Origin of the sequence: Mesorhizobium sp. B264B1B (genome assembly GCF_020165765.1) — a bacterium.
In the GTDB taxonomy this organism is placed as follows: domain Bacteria; phylum Pseudomonadota; class Alphaproteobacteria; order Rhizobiales; family Rhizobiaceae; genus Mesorhizobium.
Genome location: NZ_JAIUIS010000002.1, coordinates 281,921 through 300,389, shown reverse-complemented (window position 1 = coordinate 300,389; position 18,469 = coordinate 281,921). Strand labels below are relative to the sequence as shown.

23 protein-coding genes are annotated in these 18,469 nt (G+C 62.4%); 8 read left to right on the top strand and 15 right to left on the bottom strand.

Going from position 1 to position 18,469, the window contains the following annotated elements; genetic code table 11:
• Window positions 1-58: 58 nt before the first annotated feature.
• Window positions 59-244, top strand: coding sequence for a DUF3008 family protein (locus tag LB547_RS05285; RefSeq protein ID WP_140493851.1), 186 nt, complete (start codon window positions 59-61; stop codon window positions 242-244).
• A gap of 169 nt (window positions 245-413) precedes the next feature.
• Here the strand turns inward: LB547_RS05285 and LB547_RS05280 are convergent, their stop codons facing one another.
• On the bottom strand, window positions 414-620 hold the full coding sequence (locus tag LB547_RS05280) for a hypothetical protein (RefSeq protein WP_140522046.1): 207 nt from the start codon (window positions 618-620) through the stop codon (window positions 414-416).
• Between the two features lie 482 nt (window positions 621-1,102).
• Between LB547_RS05280 and rpsD the strand changes: the two genes are divergently transcribed.
• From rpsD to LB547_RS05265, 3 genes are all read left to right on the top strand, one after another.
• Complete coding sequence (gene rpsD, locus LB547_RS05275) at window positions 1,103-1,720, top strand: 30S ribosomal protein S4 (protein WP_140493847.1); 618 nt, start codon at window positions 1,103-1,105, stop codon at window positions 1,718-1,720.
• 128 nt (window positions 1,721-1,848) lie between these two features.
• On the top strand, window positions 1,849-2,742 hold the full coding sequence (gene ttcA, locus LB547_RS05270; RefSeq protein ID WP_140625564.1) for a tRNA 2-thiocytidine(32) synthetase TtcA: 894 nt from the start codon (window positions 1,849-1,851) through the stop codon (window positions 2,740-2,742).
• Complete coding sequence (locus LB547_RS05265; protein ID WP_140625563.1) at window positions 2,732-3,559, top strand: inositol monophosphatase family protein; 828 nt, start codon at window positions 2,732-2,734, stop codon at window positions 3,557-3,559. The genes ttcA and LB547_RS05265 overlap by 11 nt, the downstream gene beginning before the upstream one ends.
• Window positions 3,560-3,605: 46 nt before the next feature.
• Here LB547_RS05265 and LB547_RS05260 read toward each other — a convergent pair whose 3' ends face one another.
• The 6 genes from LB547_RS05260 to LB547_RS05235 all read right to left on the bottom strand — a co-directional run bounded on the left by LB547_RS05260 (window position 3,606) and on the right by LB547_RS05235 (window position 10,301).
• Window positions 3,606-4,874 (bottom strand): multidrug effflux MFS transporter, encoded by a 1,269-nt coding sequence (locus LB547_RS05260; RefSeq protein ID WP_140631631.1) that lies wholly within the window; start codon window positions 4,872-4,874, stop codon window positions 3,606-3,608.
• Window positions 4,875-5,015: 141 nt separating this feature from the next.
• The gene (gene grxD / locus LB547_RS05255) at window positions 5,016-5,351 is read right to left on the bottom strand and encodes a Grx4 family monothiol glutaredoxin (RefSeq protein WP_013532137.1); all 336 of its coding nucleotides are present in this window, start codon (window positions 5,349-5,351) and stop codon (window positions 5,016-5,018) included.
• Between the two features lie 153 nt (window positions 5,352-5,504).
• Window positions 5,505-5,738, bottom strand: coding sequence for a BolA/IbaG family iron-sulfur metabolism protein (locus tag LB547_RS05250; protein ID WP_140493839.1), 234 nt, complete (start codon window positions 5,736-5,738; stop codon window positions 5,505-5,507).
• A gap of 123 nt (window positions 5,739-5,861) precedes the next feature.
• A complete protein-coding gene (locus LB547_RS05245; RefSeq protein ID WP_140666361.1) occupies window positions 5,862-6,395 on the bottom strand; it encodes a hypothetical protein in 534 nt (177 codons plus the stop codon).
• 47 nt (window positions 6,396-6,442) lie between these two features.
• Entirely contained in the window at window positions 6,443-8,674 is a 2,232-nt protein-coding gene (gene purL / locus LB547_RS05240; protein WP_140522054.1) for a phosphoribosylformylglycinamidine synthase subunit PurL, read from the bottom strand.
• Window positions 8,675-8,894: 220 nt separating this feature from the next.
• Window positions 8,895-10,301, bottom strand: coding sequence for a PLP-dependent aminotransferase family protein (locus tag LB547_RS05235; RefSeq protein ID WP_140762393.1), 1,407 nt, complete (start codon window positions 10,299-10,301; stop codon window positions 8,895-8,897).
• Window positions 10,302-10,395: 94 nt separating this feature from the next.
• On the opposite strand from LB547_RS05235, the gene LB547_RS05230 reads away from it, so the two are divergent.
• Window positions 10,396-10,641 (top strand): DUF1127 domain-containing protein, encoded by a 246-nt coding sequence (locus LB547_RS05230; protein ID WP_140762390.1) that lies wholly within the window; start codon window positions 10,396-10,398, stop codon window positions 10,639-10,641.
• 18 nt (window positions 10,642-10,659) lie between these two features.
• Here the strand turns inward: LB547_RS05230 and LB547_RS05225 are convergent, their stop codons facing one another.
• The 6 genes from LB547_RS05225 to purC all read right to left on the bottom strand — a co-directional run bounded on the left by LB547_RS05225 (window position 10,660) and on the right by purC (window position 13,915).
• Window positions 10,660-11,316: a Pr6Pr family membrane protein gene (locus LB547_RS05225; RefSeq protein ID WP_140762387.1), complete on the bottom strand. Its 657-nt coding sequence runs from the start codon at window positions 11,314-11,316 to the stop codon at window positions 10,660-10,662.
• Window position 11,317: 1 nt separating this feature from the next.
• Complete coding sequence (locus LB547_RS05220; RefSeq protein ID WP_140517698.1) at window positions 11,318-11,728, bottom strand: hypothetical protein; 411 nt, start codon at window positions 11,726-11,728, stop codon at window positions 11,318-11,320.
• Window positions 11,729-11,769: 41 nt separating this feature from the next.
• Window positions 11,770-12,438 (bottom strand): phosphoribosylformylglycinamidine synthase subunit PurQ, encoded by a 669-nt coding sequence (gene purQ / locus LB547_RS05215; RefSeq protein ID WP_140493824.1) that lies wholly within the window; start codon window positions 12,436-12,438, stop codon window positions 11,770-11,772.
• Window positions 12,439-12,531: 93 nt separating this feature from the next.
• Window positions 12,532-12,792 (bottom strand): hypothetical protein, encoded by a 261-nt coding sequence (locus LB547_RS05210; protein ID WP_140762384.1) that lies wholly within the window; start codon window positions 12,790-12,792, stop codon window positions 12,532-12,534.
• 19 nt (window positions 12,793-12,811) lie between these two features.
• The gene (gene purS, locus LB547_RS05205) at window positions 12,812-13,051 is read right to left on the bottom strand and encodes a phosphoribosylformylglycinamidine synthase subunit PurS (RefSeq protein ID WP_140625559.1); all 240 of its coding nucleotides are present in this window, start codon (window positions 13,049-13,051) and stop codon (window positions 12,812-12,814) included.
• A gap of 69 nt (window positions 13,052-13,120) precedes the next feature.
• The gene (purC, locus tag LB547_RS05200) at window positions 13,121-13,915 is read right to left on the bottom strand and encodes a phosphoribosylaminoimidazolesuccinocarboxamide synthase (RefSeq protein WP_127282327.1); all 795 of its coding nucleotides are present in this window, start codon (window positions 13,913-13,915) and stop codon (window positions 13,121-13,123) included.
• 275 nt (window positions 13,916-14,190) lie between these two features.
• On the opposite strand from purC, the gene LB547_RS05195 reads away from it, so the two are divergent.
• Together LB547_RS05195 and LB547_RS05190 are read left to right on the top strand one after the other, a co-directional pair.
• The gene (locus LB547_RS05195; protein ID WP_140493820.1) at window positions 14,191-14,511 is read left to right on the top strand and encodes a DUF1476 domain-containing protein; all 321 of its coding nucleotides are present in this window, start codon (window positions 14,191-14,193) and stop codon (window positions 14,509-14,511) included.
• Window positions 14,512-14,674: 163 nt separating this feature from the next.
• Window positions 14,675-15,448 (top strand): HpcH/HpaI aldolase family protein, encoded by a 774-nt coding sequence (locus LB547_RS05190; RefSeq protein WP_140671743.1) that lies wholly within the window; start codon window positions 14,675-14,677, stop codon window positions 15,446-15,448.
• A gap of 23 nt (window positions 15,449-15,471) precedes the next feature.
• On the opposite strand, the gene LB547_RS05185 is transcribed toward LB547_RS05190, so the two are convergent.
• Window positions 15,472-16,026 (bottom strand): RBBP9/YdeN family alpha/beta hydrolase, encoded by a 555-nt coding sequence (locus tag LB547_RS05185; RefSeq protein WP_140517696.1) that lies wholly within the window; start codon window positions 16,024-16,026, stop codon window positions 15,472-15,474.
• A gap of 244 nt (window positions 16,027-16,270) precedes the next feature.
• Between LB547_RS05185 and LB547_RS05180 the strand changes: the two genes are divergently transcribed.
• Window positions 16,271-17,083 carry a VOC family protein gene (locus tag LB547_RS05180; protein ID WP_140493814.1) on the top strand — a complete coding sequence of 271 codons (813 nt, stop codon included), beginning with the start codon at window positions 16,271-16,273 and terminating at the stop codon, window positions 17,081-17,083.
• A gap of 58 nt (window positions 17,084-17,141) precedes the next feature.
• On the opposite strand, the gene purB is transcribed toward LB547_RS05180, so the two are convergent.
• Window positions 17,142-18,449 carry an adenylosuccinate lyase gene (purB, locus tag LB547_RS05175; protein WP_140762381.1) on the bottom strand — a complete coding sequence of 436 codons (1,308 nt, stop codon included), beginning with the start codon at window positions 18,447-18,449 and terminating at the stop codon, window positions 17,142-17,144.
• Between the last annotated feature and the right edge of the window lie 20 nt (window positions 18,450-18,469).

Below are 18,469 nucleotides of genomic sequence, written 5' to 3'. Positions count from 1 at the left end.
TTCCGGAACATTGGCGAGGCCGTTTCGTTTTCTCCCAGGCAATGAAGGGAGAAAAACCATGCCTGCCACCTCGAAAGCCCAGCAGAAGGCCGCCGGCGCCGCATTGTCGGCCAAGCGCGGCGAGACCAAGAAGAGCGAGCTCAAAGGCGCTTCCAAAGGGATGTACGAATCCATGAGCGAAAAGCAGCTCGAGGAATTCGCCGAAACCAAGCGCAAGGATCTGCCGGAGAAAAAGAAGCACTGAGGGAAGCGCTATTTGGCAACGACCTTCTTGAAGGGTTCGTCCAATGGCAAGAAATAGGCCAGCGACGGGGTCGCAGGCCTTGATGTTATTGTCGGGTCAATGGCCGACGTAATCAGCGCCAGGGGCGGCTGTTAGCGCCAGTGGCAGCTGTTAGCGCCAGTGGCAGCTGTTAGCGCCAGTGGCAACGTCGCACTTTTTGGCGAATGACATGGCGGTGACCATGGCTCCAGACGACGCGCTTCCTGACCACAATCCGGCATACCTGATGAGGCCGGTGGCCTTGCCAATGCCTTGCCATCGCCGGCTCAGGAGTAATGACGGCCATCGATCCGGCCAACACCGTCGCACCAGTCAGGCTTAGAAAGAACTTCTTCATCCGAATTCAGGCTCCTCTGCTCAAGTCCCTTCCTGGAGCGGTTCAGCTTCGGGGAATCGCCGCCCCGCTCCGGTTTTTTACACAATCCCGGGTAGAAACCGCTAGCGCTTTCCGGGAATTGTTCTAATACCGCGGGCGCGACAACCTCCCGCCGGATGCGACACCGCATTGAACAACAACACTGAAAATCGTAGATGGTCGCGGGGCGGCGCCAGTTGGAACCTTGACAGCGGTTAAATCTCTGTTTAACAGCGCTCCCAACACCGGGCCGCAACGCCCGGTGGTTTGTTTTGCATGCGCAAGACCTCGACGGAAGCCAGTCTGTTTTCCAAGGTCTTGTTTGAACTGACGTGTCCCGTGGGTTTTTCGCCGCGTTGCGTGGAAAAACCCTGTCAGGTCTCGAAAACGGAGGCCAGAGGAGGGCGCGTTTCCTTCACCCGGACCATGAGGCTCCGGGTTATGTTGTTTTGAAAGGGAATGCGATGAGCAAGCGCGAATCCGCGAAGTACAAGATCGACCGCCGTCTCGGCGAAAACATCTGGGGCCGCCCGAAGTCCCCGGTCAACAAGCGTGAATACGGCCCCGGCCAGCACGGCCAGCGCCGCAAGGGCAAGCTTTCCGATTTCGGCTTGCAGCTGCGCGCCAAGCAGAAGCTGAAGGGCCACTATGGCGACGTTTCGGAAAAGCAGTTCCGCAAGGTCTATGAGGAGGCCGACCGCCGCAAGGGCGACACCTCGGAGAACCTGATCGGCCTGCTCGAGTCGCGTCTGGACGCGGTCGTCTATCGCGCCAAGTTCGTGCCGACCATTTTCGCCGCCCGCCAGTTCGTCAACCACGGCCATGTCAACGTCAACGGCAAGCGCGTCAACATCGGCTCGTACCGCTGCAAGCCGGGCGACGTCGTCGAAGTGCGCGAAAAGTCGAAGCAGCTGGTGATCGTCCTGGAATCGGTCGGCCTCGCCGAACGCGACGTGCCGGACTACATCGAAGCCGATCACAACAAGATGACCGCGACCTTCTCGCGCATCCCGGGCCTGGCGGACGTTCCGTTCGCCGTCCAGATGGAACCGAACCTCGTCGTCGAATTCTATTCGCGTTAAGCGAAGGCTTTTTGCGAGACCGGAGGGGCCGCCCATCGAGGCGGCCTTTTCTTTGTCGGCCATGTCCGCTAATCCGGGCGGCAACGAAGCTCCGAACGTTCGTTGCTCCAGGATTTGGAACCGACGCCATGAACATGCTGCCAGACGCTCAATCGCTTGAGCAGGCCGCCGACATCGAAGGCGGTTTTCATCCGCTGTTCGCCGATGTGCCGTCTTCGGTCGAGTTCAACAAATTGCGCAAGCGGCTGCTGCGGCTGACCCGCCAGGCGATCGAGGATTTTTCGATGGTCAGGCCAGGCGAGCGCTGGCTGGTGGCCCTGTCGGGCGGCAAGGATTCCTACGGCCTGCTTGCCATGCTGCTGGACCTCAAATGGCGCGGCCTGCTGCCGGTGGAGCTGCTGGCCTGCAATCTCGACCAGGGCCAGCCGAACTTTCCCAAGCACATCCTGCCCGATTACCTCAATGCCCACGGCATTGCACACCGCATCGAATACCAGGACACCTACTCCGTCGTCACCGACAAGCTGCCGCAGGGCAGCACCTATTGCTCGCTCTGTTCACGCCTGCGGCGTGGTCATCTCTATCGCGTAGCCCGAGAGGAGGGGTGCTCGGCGCTGGTGCTCGGCCATCATCGCGAGGACATTCTCGAAACCTTCTTCATGAACCTGTTCCACGGCGGCCGTCTCGCCGCCATGCCGCCCAAGCTGCTCAACGACGAGGGCGACGTCATGGTGCTGCGGCCGCTTGCCTACTGCGCCGAAACCGATCTGGAAAAGTTCGCCGCGGCGATGCGGTTCCCGATCATCCCTTGCGATCTCTGCGGCAGCCAGGAAGGTCTCCAGCGCAACGCGATGAAGGCCATGCTTGACGATATCGAAAAGCGCATGCCCGGCCGCAAGGACACGATGCTGCGTGCGTTGTCCAACACCAGGCCGTCGCATCTGCTCGACAGGAAACTATTCGATTTCGCCGCCCTCGATGAAACGCTCTCCAGCAGGCAAGACATTTCCGATGACATTTGACGATACCGCGATCGACTGGCTGGCCAGCACCCTGGCCGAAGCAGCCGAAGCCGAAATCATGCCGCGCTTTCGCCGGTTGGGCGGCGGCGACGTCCGCCAGAAGACGTCGGCCGCCGACTTGGTGACGGAAGCCGACGTCAGTGCCGAGCGGCTGATCACCGCCAAGCTGCGTGAGCGCTACCCAACGGCCATGATCGTCGGCGAGGAAGCCTGTTCCGACAATCCGGCGCTGCTCGACGGTCTTGGCGATGCCGATCTGGCTTTCACCATCGACCCGGTGGACGGCACTTTCAATTTCGCTTCCGGCGTGCCGTTGTTCGGCGTCATGCTGGGTGTCGTGGTCCGGGGTGAGACCGTCGCAGGCATCATCCACGATCCGGTCGGCAAGGACTGGCTGATCGGCGCCAGGGGCGCCGGCAGTCATATCAGGCACGCGCATGGCAACCTGGAAAAAGTGCGTGTCGCGGCGCCCGTGCCGATCTCGGGAATGACCGGCTCCGTCTCCTGGCAGTACATGGCCGAACCAGAGCGGTCGCGGCTGGCGCGCAACCAGACGAAAATCCTGTCGCAATTCGCCTATCGCTGCGCCGCGCATGAATATCGCCTGCTGGCCAGCGGCCATGCCCATTTCGTCGTCTACAACAAGCTGATGCCGTGGGACCATCTGCCCGGTGTCCTGATCCATACCGAGGCCGGCGGCCACGCCGCGCGTTTCGACGCCAGTGCCTACCTACCGTCGCATGTCGGCGGCGGCCTGCTTGTCGCACCCGACCGGGAAAGCTGGCGCGAGTTGCGCAGCGAACTCTGGACGCAATAGCCGGCTGCCAATTCGATTACCAGCCGAGCGCCGCAAAGGCGACAATTCAATGCAGATCGGCAATGTGCCCCGAGACGGGTTGATTCTGCGGCTGGAACATCTTGCCGCGTTCGGCGATGAAGATCATCAGCAGGGCTGCGACCGAGACGCTGCAGAAGCCGGCGGCCAACGGCGTCACCGTGCCGTTGAAAGCCTGGCCGATCAGCGTGCCGAGAATGCCGCCGAGAAACGTCTGCATGAAGCCCAGGATGGACGAGGCCGTGCCGGCCAGTTGGCCGAGCGGCTCCATGGCGAGCGCGTTGAAATTCGCGCCGAGCGCGCCGAAAGGGAGCATGGCGCAGGCAAAGAAGGTGACGAACAGCCAGAGCGGCATCTTCATTTCCAGCGAAACCACCAGCCAGGCCAGGCTGATGACCAGAAACAACAGCAGCGCGCTCTGCGACAGGCGGCGCATGCCGACGCGGCCGACAAGACGCGAATTCAGGTAGTTGGAGAAGGCGAGCACGCCGGCAACGCCGGCGAAGATGACCGGAAACAATTCGCCGACATTGAATATGTCGACATAAATCTGCTGCGCCGAGGCGATGAAGCCGAACATGGCGCCGAAGATGAACGTACTGGCGAAGGCATAGCAGATCGCGACGCGGTTGGTCAGCACGATGCGGAACCCGCCGACAATGGCATTGACGGTCAATGGCCGGCGATATTCCGGATGTAGCGTCTCGGGCAGGCGCAGCAGCGACCAGGCCGAGACGACAAGCGCGCCGACGGCCATGGTGACGAAGATCAAATGCCAGGTCGCGAACAGCATGATGAACTGGCCGATGCCGGGAGCAATCACCGGGATCGCCATGAACACCATGAAGATCAGCGACATCACCTCGGCCATGCGCCGGCCATCGAACGTGTCGCGCACGATCGAGACGGCGATGACGCGGGTCGCGGCCGCACCGATGCCTTGCACGGCCCGGCAAAGTAGAAGCGTTTCAAAGCTTGGCGATATGGCGGCCGCGGCGGCCGCCGCCACATAAATGATCAGGCCGGCGACAAGCGGCGCACGGCGCCCGAATCGGTCCGAGAGCGGTCCGAAAAACAGCTGTCCGCCGCCAAAACCCAGAATATAGGCGGTGATGACATATTGCCGGTGGTTTTCGTTCTCGACGCCAAGCGAGGCGCCGATCTGCTGCAGCGCCGGCAGCATGATGTCGATGGCCAACGAATTGAGCGCCATCAGCGCTGCGCACAGCGCGATGAACTCCCAGCGCGGAATGGGCAATTTGCTTGCCGATTGCGGTGCTGACGTCTGCTGGTCCACGGCAAGTCCGATCTCTCAAACGAAAACGCGCCGGTGGCCCGGCGCATTGGCTCGTCCTGGTCCGGGTCCCGGACGCAAAATTGCCGAGGCGGGGCTGCCCCGGTGCTCAGGGCATGTCGACGGCGACATGCCCAACCGAAATCAGGCGGCGCCTTTGACGCTCACGCCCTTCTCGACAAGGAATGTCTGCAACTCGCCCGCCTGGAACATTTCGCGCACGATGTCGCAGCCACCGACGAATTCGCCCTTGACGTAGAGCTGAGGGATCGTCGGCCAGTTGGAGTATTCCTTGATGCCCTGGCGCAGCTCGGCCGAATCCAGCACGTTCACGCCTTTGTAGTCGGCGCCGATATAGTCGAGGATCTGGACAACCTGGCCGGAAAATCCGCATTGCGGGAAACCGGGCGTGCCCTTCATGAAAAGCACGACGTCGTTGCCCTTCACCTCGTTGTCGATGTAGTCGTTGATGCCGCTCATGGAATATCCTTTCCCGCCTGTGGGAGTCAGGCTCGAAGCTTTTCCATCAGATAAACCCATAGGTTGCCCGAAACAAGACTTTAGCCGCGTGGTGGCCTGAATGGCGCAAAAGATGCGGCGTTTTGGGCCAAGCGACTTTGGCGCTGGAAGCCCCTAGTCCGGCACGCTGGTCTGCAGCGCCAGCGCGTGCAGCACGCCGCCCATATTGCCCTTCAGCGCGTCATAGACCATCTGGTGCTGCTGCACGCGGCTTTTTCCGCGAAAGCTCTCGGCGACCACTTCGGCCGCATAGTGATCGCCGTCGCCGGCAAGGTCACGGATGGTCACCCTGGCGTCCGGGATCCCCTCCTTGATCAGTTTTTCAATGTCGCGGGCATCCATTGCCATGGCAAATTCCTGTTTTTAGGGCGGGCTGCGGCGTGGCTGCCCGTGCGATGAGAGTCGGGGTGAACCTAAAGCCTTTCCGGCCGGGATTGAAGCCGTTCCGTCCAGCCCCAGCGCGATTGTGGCTCACGACGCGTTCTCGCTCTGACCGCCGGCGTCGTCTGCGGGCTCGTCCTCGGGCGTCGAGAAGGTCCGCCCAAGGCTGAAGGTCAGCACATAGAGGGGAAGGTTGATCGCCAGGTTGGCAATCGGCAGGTAGGCGGTCATCCGCCAGACGGGCGAGAAGAACGGCTGGCCGTAGCCATCGCAGGCCAGCGAGGAGCCATACTCCCACAGTGCCCCCAATGCGGCCGCGACGGCGAAAAGTTTTATGCAGGTGAAGATGTGCCTTGTCCGTGCCCGGTCCGGCAGAAGCCGGCTCCAAAGCACCAGGCAGACAAGCGGAACTGCATAGAAAAGGTTTTGCAGGCCAAGCATCGGAAGCGTGTCGTTGGCCGCGGCGAGGAACTCCGCGCGTGTATCCAACCGGGCGCAGACCTCGCTCGATGTCGTCGACAGCAGGAAAAAGACGAACGGGCCGAGAAACCAGAAGAAGAACAGCGATGGCCAGAAGACGACTGCAAGCAGTGCCCGGACGGCCAGTTTCCTGTGGTTGAGCATGATTTTTCCGAAAAAATCGTTTCCCACTTTTCGGGATCACGCTCTGCTCAAATGGTCTGATCCATGAAGCGCGGGAACCAGCCTTCGTGCGCGGCGGTCAATTCGCCGAGCGGGATCGCCCGTGCCTCGCCGAGTTTCAGCGTGTTGCCGCCGGTCGAGCCGATCCAGGGCGCGAAAATACCGAGTTCGCCTTGCTGTTTGCGGATCGCGTCCCAGTCCTCACTGTCTGGATCGATTGACAGCGTGAGGAGATAGCGGCCCTGGTCCTCGCCGAACCAGACCGGAATAGGATCGGTGCCGGCCAGTCCGGGGACCGTCGCGCCGATGCCTGATGCCATCGCCATCTCGGCCAGCGCGACCGCAATGCCGCCGTCGGAAACGTCGTGAGCCGCGGTGACGATGCCGGACGCGATGAGGGCGCGCACATGGTCGCCGACACGCTTTTCATGGTCGAGGTCGACCGGCGGCGGCGGGCCGTCGCTGCGGCCGTGGATGTCGCGCAAGTAGACCGATTGGCCGAGATGCGTGCCCCATGAGGCCGGCGCGCCGACCAGCAGGATCATCTGGCCTTGCGCAGCGAAGCCGGCCCGCACCATCTTCGACCAGTCGGCGATCAGCCCGACGCCGCCGATGGTCGGCGTCGGCAGGATGCCCTGGCCATTGGTTTCGTTGTAGAGCGAGACATTGCCGGAAACGATCGGGAAGCCGAGCGCGCGGCAGGCATCGCCAATGCCCTTCACCGCGCCGACCAACTGACCCATGATCTCCGGCCGTTCCGGATTGCCGAAATTGAGATTGTCGGTGGCGGCCAGCGGCAGCGCGCCGGTGGCGGTCAGGTTGCGCCAGCATTCGGCCACCGCCTGCTTGCCGCCCTCATAGGGATCGGCCTCGCAATAGCGCGGCGTCACGTCCGACGAGAAAGCCAGCGCTTTGGTCGGATGGCCTTCGACCCGCACCACGCCGGCATCGCCACCGGGAAGCTGCAGCGAATTGCCCTGGATCAGCGTGTCGTACTGTTCCCACACCCAGCGGCGCGACGACAGGTCAGGGCCGCCGAGCAGCTTCAGCAGTGCGTCGGCGACATCGGCCTGCGGAATGTCATTGGCCGCAAGCGGCGCCGGCTTCTTCGGCTCGACCCACGGACGGTCATATTCCGGTGCCTTGTCGCCGAGATCCTTGATCGGCAGGTCCGCAACCTGATCACCCTGATGCAGGACGCGAAAGCGCAGATCGTCGGTCGTCTTGCCGACAATGGCGAAGTCGAGCCCCCATTTGTGGAAGATCGCCTCGGCCTCCTTTTCCTTTTCGGGGCGCAGCACCATCAGCATGCGCTCCTGGCTTTCCGACAGCATCATCTCGTAGGCGCTCATGCGCTCCTCGCGCACCGGAACCTTGTCGAGCTCGAGCTCGATGCCGAGATCCCCCTTGGCGCCCATCTCGACCGCCGAGCAGGTAAGGCCGGCAGCACCCATGTCCTGGATAGCGATGACCGCACCGGACGCCATCAGTTCGAGACATGCTTCAAGCAGGCACTTTTCGGTGAAGGGATCGCCGACCTGCACGGTCGGGCGCTTCTCGTCGATCTTGTCGTCGAATTCGGCCGAGGCCATGGTGGCGCCGCCGACGCCGTCGCGACCGGTCTTGGCGCCGAGATAGACGACCGGCAGGCCGACGCCCTTGGCCTCCGACAGGAAAATCGCGTCCGTCTTGGCAAGACCCGCGGCAAAAGCGTTGACCAGGATATTGCCGTTGTAGCGGGCGTCGAAATTGACCTCGCCGCCGACCGTCGGCACGCCGAAGGAATTGCCGTAGCCGCCGACGCCGGAAACCACTCCCGCCACCAGGTGCCTGGTCTTGGGATGATCGGGAGCGCCGAAGCGCAAGGCGTTCATCGCCGCGATCGGCCGCGCGCCCATGGTGAAGACGTCGCGCAATATGCCGCCGACGCCTGTCGCCGCCCCTTGGTAGGGTTCGATAAAGGAGGGGTGGTTGTGGCTCTCCATCTTGAAGACGACGCAGTCGCCGTCGCCGATATCGACCACGCCGGCATTCTCGCCGGGCCCCTGGATGACCCGCGGGCCGGTCGTCGGCAGCGTGCGCAGCCATTTCTTCGAGGATTTATACGAGCAATGCTCGTTCCACATCGCCGAGAAGATGCCAAGTTCGGTGAAGCTCGGCTCGCGCCCGACGAGGTCGAGGATGCGCTGGTATTCGTCTGGCTTCAGCCCGTGCGCGGCAATGAGCTCGGGCGTGATCGGCACGGAATTGGAAATGGTCATGGGCGGCGGTTTTTATCCGTGGGAGCTTGGGATTTTGAGTCTCCTCTTATCGCAAGCTTTGCGGCCGATACACCCATGGACCGACGAAAAGTGGCTGAATCCGGAGAAAGCCACGGCGCCTTGAACGCGCGTCCCACCGGACGGACTCAACCGATGCGCCTCGGTCTTGCCTGGAGGCATGCCGTCGTCCTGAACCGCCGGCGCTCCAAGGCGATGCGGATCAGGAAAAGCTGTCGTAGCCGGCGCGGCCTTCGTCGAGGAGCCTCCGGATCGCCGCAACGCCGTCCGCGATGTCCTTGCGCTGCCTCGGCTGCGAAATGCCGAAGCGCACAGCGTGGAAGACCTGCTCGGAACGGCCCGCCTTGAACTCGTCCTCGTCGTCGATCAGCACGCCGTGCTCGAGGCAGGCGTTCTTGAACGTGCCGGAAAGCCAGGGGTCGGGCAAGGTCAGCCAGACAAAGGGTATATTGTCCCGCGACTTGAATTCGAAGCCGGCCAAAGTCTCGCGCACGATGGCGGTGCGGGCGTTGATTTCGGCGATGGCCCGTTTGCGTATGTCCGCGGCCTGGCCCGACAGCACCAGCCGGGCATTCACCTCGGCCAGCAGGAAAGGCATGCCGCCGGTCATCATCTTGTGGGCAACGCGGATGCGATGGCGATAAACAGGCGGGCAGGAAAGCCAGCCGCCGCGAACGCCAGCCGCTACCGATTTCGACAGGCCGCCTGCGACGATGGTGCGCTCGGGTGCATAGTCGGCCAGCATTGGCGTCGGATCTTCGGTCAGGCCGCCGTAAAGATCGTCCTCTATAAGAACGACATTGTATTCACGCGCGATCCGCGCGATTGCCTCACGTCGCGCTGCCGGCAGGATCGCCAGCGTCGGATTCTGCACCGTAGGCATCAGAAAGATCATCTTCGGATGCTTTTGCGCGCAGACACGCTCGAAATCGTCGGGGTCGAGACCCTGATGGTCCGATGCCACCAGCGCCGTGCGACGACCGATCAGGCCGGCGCTGCGCGAAATCTGCGAATAGGTCAGGTGCTCGAAGGCGACGTAATCGCCGGGCGTGGTCAGTGCGGCGATCGCCGCCATGACCGCGGCATGGGTGCCGAGCGTCGGCACGATCGTATCGGCGCTCGGTCGAAACGAATTGCGCGACAGCCAACTGGCGCCGGCCTCGAACCAGCGCTCGGGAAAATCCCGCGTGTAGCTCGAAATCTCATGCGCATGATCCAAAGCCGTGCGCGACAGCACTTCGGTGACGATGGCGCCCTGGCCGACATCGGGCGCCGCGGTGCTGTCGAAGCGCAGCTTACCGCGCGGCGCATCGATGTCGCGCGTGCCTTGCGCGTCCGGCGCTATGAAGTCGGGCCTCGCGTTCTGCCGGCCGAGGACATAGGTGCCGCGCCCGACCTCGCCGCTGACCAGCCCGCGCTCGCGCAGCAATTGATAGGCCCTGCCGACGGTGCCGACGGTTGCGCCGATGTCATAGGCGAGATCCCGCTGCGGTGGCAGCTTTGCCCCGGCGTCGATCACGCCGCGGTCGATATCTGACTCAATGCTGTCAGCAAGGCGCTGATAAAGCGGGCCGGAACTGGCGGTGAGGTCGGGAAGCCAATTTGTCATGGTGACAATTTTGTATATTGCGCCAAAGGATGAGTCAATTCACATGCATTATGCGGAGTAAATGAGTGCAATTTGAAACTTTGGTAGAGCGAAGATGGATACAATCGAGACAATCAGCCAGGCAAGCGCAGGATTGTTCGCCGCGCGACCTGTGGGCCGCGGCGGCTTTGTCAGCCGCCTCGTGCGTATCGTCAAATCGCTGGCTCGCTGGATCGACGGCCTGCTGGAGCGCAGGCGCAGCCGGCTCGGCTTGCTGGACATGACCGACGACCAGTTGAAGGACATCGGCATTTCCCGCTGCGACGCCCATTGCGAAGGGATCAGGCCATTCTGGGAATGAACAGGCGCGATGCAATGTTCAATCCTGCTTGCGTGGCTGCACAACTGGCGTCCTGATCCGCGACAGGCCGCGGTCCGCAAGCACGGCGCCAACGCATAGCGCCAGGAAAAGGGCGGTGATGGCCAGCGAGGCGATGGCGACGCTGGCGATGCCGTTCCTGGCGACATCGAGGAACGGGTAGGGCACTTCGCCTGTTATGGACGCCCGCGCCAGCGCATAGGCCAGATAGGCGAGCGGATAAAGCATCCACCAGGAAACGTCTTGCCATCGCGTCTTGCCGTCGGCACCGGCGGCCAGCCACCACAGCACGAACAGTGCAGGCGTCACATAGTGCAGCAGCACGTCGCACAGCAGGAACAGGCCCTGCGGCTGCCAGAGGCGTGCCAGTACGGTGGCGTAGACCATGAAGACCACGGTGATGGCGACGGCGACGCCTGCCCGCATCCGCGCTCCGGCAAAGGCCGGAAACCAGGCATGGCCGGCGGGCGACAGCAGCGACGCATGGACGAGCACCGCACCGATGTTGGTCAGGATGGTAAAGAAGCTGAAGTAGAAGACGACCGAACCGATCAGGCCGCGGCCGGCTTCCATCGAGGCCGGAACGGTGATCGAGAACTGCAGGAAAAGACCGGCCAGCCCTGCGACCAGACCCGCGACCTGCAGCAGCCGGCCCATCTTACGCGGCGGCGGCGCAGGCCGGATTGCCGGCCTGCCAGCGGGCGATGTCGGAGCCGATGCGCGCGCCGAGCGGCTCGGCCATCAGCGGACCGAACACGTCTACACGGCTCGAATTGCCTTGCGCCTGCACCACCAGCAGCGGCTTGCCGCCATAATGCTTGGCCGGCACCAGCAGGAAGCGCGGCGTGCCGCTGAACGAATTCAGCTCATTGGCCATCTGGTAGGATTTGAAGGCCGGGTCCTTGCTGGCGATCCAGCATTTGTGGGCGGAGATCGCCACCTGTTCCATGGCCAGCAGCGCCGCGCTCTTGCCGGAAGGCGGCGGAGCGCTCTTCGGACCCGACTGGCAGGATGCCAGCGCAAGGCCGGCGGCAGCCAGGAGAGCAAAGCGAGCAATCGTCAGTCTCATCGTCAGGCCGCCCCCAGGTTCTGAAAGAATTTCGGAAGATATCAGGCGGCGATGCCGAGCGCGCCTTCGAACAACGCCCGGCCGTCATTGCCGCCATGTGCCGCTTCGATCAGGTTCTCGGGATGAGGCATCAGGCCCAGCACATTGCCCTGGCTGCTGATGATGCCGGCGATGTCGTTGATCGAGCCGTTGGGGTTGGTGCCGTCCGCATAGCGGAACACCACCTGGCCTTCGCCTTCCAGGCGTGCAAGCGTCTCGGCATCGGCGAAGTAGTTGCCGTCGTGATGCGCCACCGGCGAACGGATGATCTGGCCCGGCTGGTAGCGGCGGGTGAACATGGTGTTGGCGTTGGCGATCTCGAGCTTCACCTGCCGGCAGACGAATTTGAGCGAGGAGTTGCGCATGAGCGCTCCCGGCAGCAGGCCGGCCTCGACCAGGATCTGGAAACCATTGCAGACGCCGATGACCATGACGCCCTTGGCCGCCTTTTCAGCAACCGCCCGCATCACCGGCATGCGCGCCGCGATCGCGCCGCAGCGCAGATAGTCGCCGAAGGAGAAGCCGCCGGGAATGGCGATCAGGTCGACATCCGGGATTTCGGTGTCGGTTTGCCAGACGGTGGCTGGCGCCTTGCCGGAAATCTTGGTCAGCGCCGCGATCATGTCGCGGTCGCGGTTAAGGCCAGGCAAGAGGACGACGGCTGATTTCATTTTGTTGGCACCCTGATCGTTTGGGTCAATCTGATCTGTCTCGTGAGGAACGCCATTTAGTCAGCTATTTCGACGAACCATGAAGGCAATCTCTCATGGTCTTGGATCATAGGGCGTTTGTGGCTTTTCGGCCAGTTCGCGCAATTCGAGGCGCTGCTCGATTCGCTCCAGACGTTGATCGATACGGCTTGTTATTGCGTAGATATTGTTGATGTCTGTTTGCGTGCTCAATGCCTGCAATCCGATCGCAACGATCTCGTGCTTAACCTCGCCGAGACCATTCTCAAGTCGATCCATTCGCGAATGAATTTTCTTCAGCAGTTCGTACATCAACTCGTCGGTGACTTCGGACATCCGCGCATCCGGCACAACCTCAGGTAAGCGTCACACTATAGTTCTCAATCACCGTGTTCGCCAGCAGTCTGTCGCACATGGCCCTGAGATCGGCCTCGGCCTTGGCCTTGTCGGTCCCGGCGAGCTCGACGTCGAACACCTTGCCTTGCCGCACCGAGCCGATACCGTCAAAACCTAGCCCCGACAGCGCATGCTCGATCGCCTTGCCTTGCGGGTCCAGCACGCCGTTCTTGAGGGTTACGGTGATACGGGCTTTCATCGATGCTCCTGAATGATCGGTATCGGTCTGCGCCGGACCTGCCGTTTCCGGCAAGCCCGTTGCTGGCAATTAGTGCTTCATGCCCTTCGGCGGCTCGCTCGACGCGACGAGCACCGGTCCGGTTGGACGCGGCGGCTCGTTCTCGTTCATGATACCGAGACGGCGGGCGACTTCCTGGTAGGCCTCCACGAGGCCGCCCATGTCGCGGCGGAAACGGTCCTTGTCGAGCTTGTCCTGCGTCGCCACGTCCCACAGCCGGCAGGAATCGGGCGAGATCTCGTCGGCGACGACGATGCGCATCATGTCGCCCTCGAACAGGCGTCCGCATTCGATCTTGAAATCGACGAGCTGGATGCCGACGCCCATGAACAGGCCGGACAGGAAGTCGTTGACGCGAATGGCCAGCGCCATGACGTCGTCGATTTCCTGCGGGCTCGCCCAGCCGAAGGCCGTGATGTGCTCTTCAGAGACCATCGGGTCGTCGAGCGCATCGGCCTTGTAATAGAATTCGATGATCGAGCGGGGCAGGACCGTGCCTTCCTCGATGCCAAGGCGCTTGGACAGCGAACCGGCGGCGACATTGCGCACCACCACTTCGAGCGGGATGATCTCGACCTCCTTGATCAGCTGCTCGCGCATGTTGAGCCGGCGGATGAAGTGGGTCGGAATACCCATCCGGTTGAGATGATTGAAGATGTGCTCGGAAATGCGATTGTTAAGCACGCCCTTGCCATCGACGACTTCGTGTTTTTTCTTGTTGAACGCGGTGGCGTCATCCTTGAAGAACTGGATCAGCGTCCCGGGCTCAGGGCCTTCATAAAGTATCTTGGCCTTGCCTTCATAAATGCGGCGGCGATTTTTCATTTGATTTTTCTCTGGATTTGCGGGCAGGCGGCAAGCGACCAGTTCCTGTCCGTCTGCCTAAATTAGTGTGGCGACGGTGGCGTTCAATGCCGGTGTCTATCGTAATCGCCTTGTTTGCTCAATCGGCAAATCCTTTCAATCAACTGCTTTCGGGACCGAAATGCCGCAGCGCAGCAAGCCACGAAGCGTATTGACCGGCCGCCAGCCTTTTGGTTTGTGCTTCGCCATCACATATTCATCAATGCCAGCGAATCGATTTCCATCGGAGGGACGCCATGAGCAACATGAAGGATCGCGAAGAGGGTTTTGAGCGCAAATTCGTGTTCGACGAGGAGCTTCGGTTCAAGGCGTCGGCGCGCCGCAACAAGGCTCTCGGCCTGTGGGCCGCGGAAAAGCTCGGGAAATCCGGCGCCGAGGCCGATGCCTACGCCAAGGAAGTGGTTGTTTCCGATATCGAGGAAGCCGGCGATCACGACGTCTTCCGCAAGATCCGCAAGGATTTCGACGCTGCCGGCGTCAGCCAGTCGGACCATCAGATCCGCCGCACCATGGACGAATTGATGGCGCAGGCCATCGAGCAGATCAAGAACACCTGATCCGGCCGAAGCAGGTTCCGCAAAAATGTCCCACAATTTTGCGACGGAACCTGCGGCAAAAGAATGACTGGACCAATCGACCGCCCGGCCCAGCCGGGCGGTTTTTCTTTGCGTTTCCCGTCGTTTCCGGCTGAAACTGCGATCCTTAGCGAGGAAACAGCCGATGTCCCTGAAATCCCGCCTTGCGGCCGATGAAACGCTGGTCACCGCATGGTCAGGCGTGCCGGACGCGCTGACCGTCGAAATCCTTGCCAGGCAGGGCTTCGATGCGGTCACGCTCGACATGCAGCATGGCGGCCATCATGAAGACAGCGTGTTGCGCGGCCTGGCGCCCGTGCTTGCCACCGGCAAGCCGGCATTGGTGCGTATTCCCGTCGGCCGTTTCGACATGGCCAGCCGGGCGCTCGATTTCGGCGCCGAGGCGGTGATCGCGCCGATGGTCAACTCGGTGGCGGATGCAAAACTGTTCGCTGCGGCGATGAAATACCCGCCGGTGGGCGAACGCTCCTGGGGCCCGACCTATGCCTTCCCACGCCATGGCAAGGGTGATCATGCCGAATGGCTGCGCGACAGCAACCAGCGCACCATGGCCTTCGCCATGGTCGAGACGCGGGCGGCGCTCGATGCACTGGACGGCATCCTCGATACACCCGGTATCGATGGCATTTTCCTGGGGCCATCGGACTTCTCCATTGCCTGGTCGAACGGCGCGACCGTCGATTCGACGCTCGAAAGCATGATGGAAACGGTGGGTTCGATCGCCGAGCGTACCCGCAAGGCCGGCAAGCATGCGGCGATCTACGTCATCGAACCGGCCATCGCCGGCCGCGTCGTGGCGATGGGCTACCGCCTGCTGGCCACAGGGTCCGAGCACGCGCTGATTTCGCTAGGGGCGAAGACGCTGTTGAAAGGCATCAAGGATTCGATCGGCGGCTGAGAGCCGCGATCCGGTCGGGGTCGTCAGGCCTTCAGTTCGGTTAGAAATTTGGCGAAGGTCATCGAACCTTCGGGCCATGGGCCGAAGCCTGAATCGGTGTTGAGGTGACCGGCTTCACCGGCATCGATGAACAGAGATCCCCAGGCGCCGGCAATGTCCTCGGCGACGTGGAAGGCGCAGAACGGATCGTTGCGGCTGGCAATCACCATGGACGGGAAGGGCAACGGCTCGCGCGAGTAGGGGCCGAACGTCATCAGGTGCCTTGGCCGTACCTCCGGATTGGCGACATCGGGCGGCGCCACGAAGAATGCGCCGGCGACCGGCTTGCGAAACTGCGGGACGGCTTGCACCGCCGCGGCAACGCCAAGGGAATGCGCGACGAGGACGACGGGCTTCTCGGCTTCATTGACCGCTTTTGCCACGCTCGCCGTCCAGTCATCGCGCACGGGCTTCGACCATTCCGCCTGCTCGACGCGCCGCGCGGTCGACAGCTTTGACTGCCAGCGGGTCTGCCAGTGCTCGGGTCCGGAGTTAGTGTAGCCCGGGATGATGAGAATATCTGCGTCTTTGACTTTCATGGCGCTGAGATAGCGAGCGTGATTGCCTCATGCAACCGCCGATGGGTGCGCTCCTGCTTGCAATGGTGAACACCATGTTCGCTTTTCGCTGTCTTGTGTGAACGATCACGATCGCCGATTTGTCCTCTGGAAAGAAACAGCCGTGAAGGACCGCATTTGGTGCTGACACGATGTACAATGATCGCCGGCGCCGGGCTCCTGACCTCGGGGTTTATGCCAAAGCGTCGCCGCAACGGAGACAATCATGAGCGAACTGCCCTTTGCCGCCACCACGCCGGTGAGCGTTGCCCGGGTCGGGCTGAAGGCGCGCGACGCCGAAAGCCTAGCGGCCTACTATCGCGCTGTTGTCGGCTTGCAGGAATTGAGCCGCGCCGATGGCGCGATCACCCTGGGCGCCGCCAACCGTCCGCTGTTGGTGCTGGAGCCGGACGCCTCGGCCAAGCCTGACGATCCGCGCAGCGCCGGCCTGTTCCACACGGCTTTCCTGCTGCCCAGCCGTGCCGATCTCGGCCGCTGGATCAACCACGCCATATCAGACAAGATCGCCATAGAGGGCGCTTCGGACCATCTGGTCAGCGAAGCGCTGTACCTCACCGATCCCGAGGGCAACGGGATCGAGATCTATGCCGATCGCCGTCCGCAGGACTGGACGTGGAACGGCGACAAGATCGCGATGGCGACCGAACGGCTGAACATTCCTTCGGTCGTCGCCGAAGTGCCGGCGGGCGACGCGGGCTGGCAGGGAGCGCCTGAAAACAGCATTGTCGGCCACGTCCACCTGCGCGTCGGCCGGCCGGAAGAGGCGGAAGCCTGGTGGAACCAGGAATTCGGCTTCGACACGGTGGCGAAGTATGGCGGCCAGGCTGTGTTCCTGTCGTCAGGCCACTACCATCATCATATCGGCGCCAATGCGTGGCAGAGCGCCGGCGCCGGCCGCCGCGATCCGACCCGGTCAGGCCTTGCCTGGGTCGAGATGCGGTCCGACAACGTGGCCAGTGAAACGACCCGCGAAGATCCGTGGGGCACGGTGATCAGGACCGTTCCCGGCAAAGCGTGATCGGCAGTTACGTCCTGCGGTACCTTCTCCTCGTAGCGACGGGGAGAAGGAAAGCCCCTCAGGCCTCTCCGAACACCCGCCGGAAGATCGTGTCGACATGCTTGGTGTGGTAGCCCAGGTCGAATTTCTCGCGGATCTCGGCTTCCGGCAAGACGGCGGTGACGTCATTGTCGGCCAGTAGTTCTTCAAGAAAATCAGCGCCTTGCTCCCACACCTTCATGGCATTGCGCTGCACCAGCCGGTAGGCATCCTCACGGGAGACGCCGGCTTGCGTCAATGCCAGCAGCACGCGCTGTGAATGCACCAGGCCGCGGAACTTGTTCATGTTCTTCAGCATGTTGTCGGGATAGACGAGCAGTTTGTCGATGACGCTGGTCAGCCGCGCCAGCGCGAAATCCAGCGTCACCGTCGCATCCGGCCCGATCATGCGCTCGACGGAGGAATGCGAAATGTCGCGCTCGTGCCAGAGCGCCACATTCTCCATCGCCGGCAGCGCGAAGGAGCGCACCATGCGGGCAAGGCCGGTTAGGTTCTCGGTCAACACCGGGTTGCGCTTGTGCGGCATCGCCGACGAACCTTTCTGGCCAGGCGAAAAATACTCTTCGGCTTCCAGCACCTCGGTGCGCTGCAGATGCCGGATCTCGATCGCCAGCCGCTCCACCGACGATGCGATGACGCCGAGCGTGGCAAAGAACATGGCATGGCGGTCGCGCGGGATCACCTGCGTCGATACCGGCTCCGGCTTCAACCCGAGCTTTGCCGCGACATGCTCTTCGACATAAGGCTCGATATTGGCGAAGGTGCCGACCGCTCCCGAAATGGCGCAGGTGGCTATGTCCTCGCGAGCATGCACGAGCCGCTCGCGGCAGCGCGAAAATTCGGCATAGGCTTGCGCCAGCTTGACGCCGAAGGTGGTCGGCTCGGCATGGATGCCGTGGCTGCGGCCGATGGTGACGGTATCCTTGTGCTCGAAGGCGCGGCGTTTCAGCGCCGCAAGCAGCGCGTCGATGTCGGCCAGCAGCATGTCGCTGGCACGCGTGAGCTGCACCGCGAAACACGTGTCGAGAACGTCCGAGGATGTCATGCCCTGATGGATGAAGCGGGCGTCGGGTCCGACGAATTCGGCGAGATGGGTGAGAAAAGCGATGACGTCGTGCTTGGTGACGCGCTCGATCTCGTCGATCGCATCGACGTCGAACTTCGCGGCATTGCCTTTTTCCCAGATGGTCCTCGCCGCCTGTTTCGGGATGACGCCGAGTTCGGCCAGCGCGTCGCAGGCATGAGCCTCGATCTCGAACCAGATGCGGAACCGGGTTTCGGGCGACCATATGGCCACCATTTCCGGCCGGGAGTAGCGAGGGATCATCGGTCAGTCCTGACGTGTCG

Excerpts from the sequence above, each read along its gene's own strand:
- LB547_RS05285 (WP_140493851.1), top strand. The coding sequence starts at position 59 with ATGCCTGCCACCTCGAAAGCCCAGCAGAAGGCCGCCGGCGCCGCATTG.
- LB547_RS05280 (WP_140522046.1), bottom strand. The coding sequence starts at position 620 with ATGAAGAAGTTCTTTCTAAGCCTGACTGGTGCGACGGTGTTGGCCGGA.
- rpsD (WP_140493847.1), top strand. The coding sequence starts at position 1,103 with ATGAGCAAGCGCGAATCCGCGAAGTACAAGATCGACCGCCGTCTCGGC.
- ttcA (WP_140625564.1), top strand. The coding sequence starts at position 1,849 with ATGAACATGCTGCCAGACGCTCAATCGCTTGAGCAGGCCGCCGACATC.
- LB547_RS05265 (WP_140625563.1), top strand. The coding sequence starts at position 2,732 with ATGACATTTGACGATACCGCGATCGACTGGCTGGCCAGCACCCTGGCC.
- grxD (WP_013532137.1), bottom strand. The coding sequence starts at position 5,351 with ATGAGCGGCATCAACGACTACATCGACAACGAGGTGAAGGGCAACGAC.
- LB547_RS05250 (WP_140493839.1), bottom strand. The coding sequence starts at position 5,738 with ATGGCAATGGATGCCCGCGACATTGAAAAACTGATCAAGGAGGGGATC.
- LB547_RS05245 (WP_140666361.1), bottom strand. The coding sequence starts at position 6,395 with ATGCTCAACCACAGGAAACTGGCCGTCCGGGCACTGCTTGCAGTCGTC.
- purL (WP_140522054.1), bottom strand. The coding sequence starts at position 8,674 with ATGACCATTTCCAATTCCGTGCCGATCACGCCCGAGCTCATTGCCGCG.
- LB547_RS05235 (WP_140762393.1), bottom strand. The coding sequence starts at position 10,301 with ATGACAAATTGGCTTCCCGACCTCACCGCCAGTTCCGGCCCGCTTTAT.
- LB547_RS05230 (WP_140762390.1), top strand. The coding sequence starts at position 10,396 with ATGGATACAATCGAGACAATCAGCCAGGCAAGCGCAGGATTGTTCGCC.
- LB547_RS05225 (WP_140762387.1), bottom strand. The coding sequence starts at position 11,316 with ATGGGCCGGCTGCTGCAGGTCGCGGGTCTGGTCGCAGGGCTGGCCGGT.
- LB547_RS05220 (WP_140517698.1), bottom strand. The coding sequence starts at position 11,728 with ATGAGACTGACGATTGCTCGCTTTGCTCTCCTGGCTGCCGCCGGCCTT.
- purQ (WP_140493824.1), bottom strand. The coding sequence starts at position 12,438 with ATGAAATCAGCCGTCGTCCTCTTGCCTGGCCTTAACCGCGACCGCGAC.
- LB547_RS05210 (WP_140762384.1), bottom strand. The coding sequence starts at position 12,792 with ATGTCCGAAGTCACCGACGAGTTGATGTACGAACTGCTGAAGAAAATT.
- purS (WP_140625559.1), bottom strand. The coding sequence starts at position 13,051 with ATGAAAGCCCGTATCACCGTAACCCTCAAGAACGGCGTGCTGGACCCG.
- purC (WP_127282327.1), bottom strand. The coding sequence starts at position 13,915 with ATGAAAAATCGCCGCCGCATTTATGAAGGCAAGGCCAAGATACTTTAT.
- LB547_RS05195 (WP_140493820.1), top strand. The coding sequence starts at position 14,191 with ATGAGCAACATGAAGGATCGCGAAGAGGGTTTTGAGCGCAAATTCGTG.
- LB547_RS05190 (WP_140671743.1), top strand. The coding sequence starts at position 14,675 with ATGTCCCTGAAATCCCGCCTTGCGGCCGATGAAACGCTGGTCACCGCA.
- LB547_RS05185 (WP_140517696.1), bottom strand. The coding sequence starts at position 16,026 with ATGAAAGTCAAAGACGCAGATATTCTCATCATCCCGGGCTACACTAAC.
- LB547_RS05180 (WP_140493814.1), top strand. The coding sequence starts at position 16,271 with ATGAGCGAACTGCCCTTTGCCGCCACCACGCCGGTGAGCGTTGCCCGG.
- purB (WP_140762381.1), bottom strand. The coding sequence starts at position 18,449 with ATGATCCCTCGCTACTCCCGGCCGGAAATGGTGGCCATATGGTCGCCC.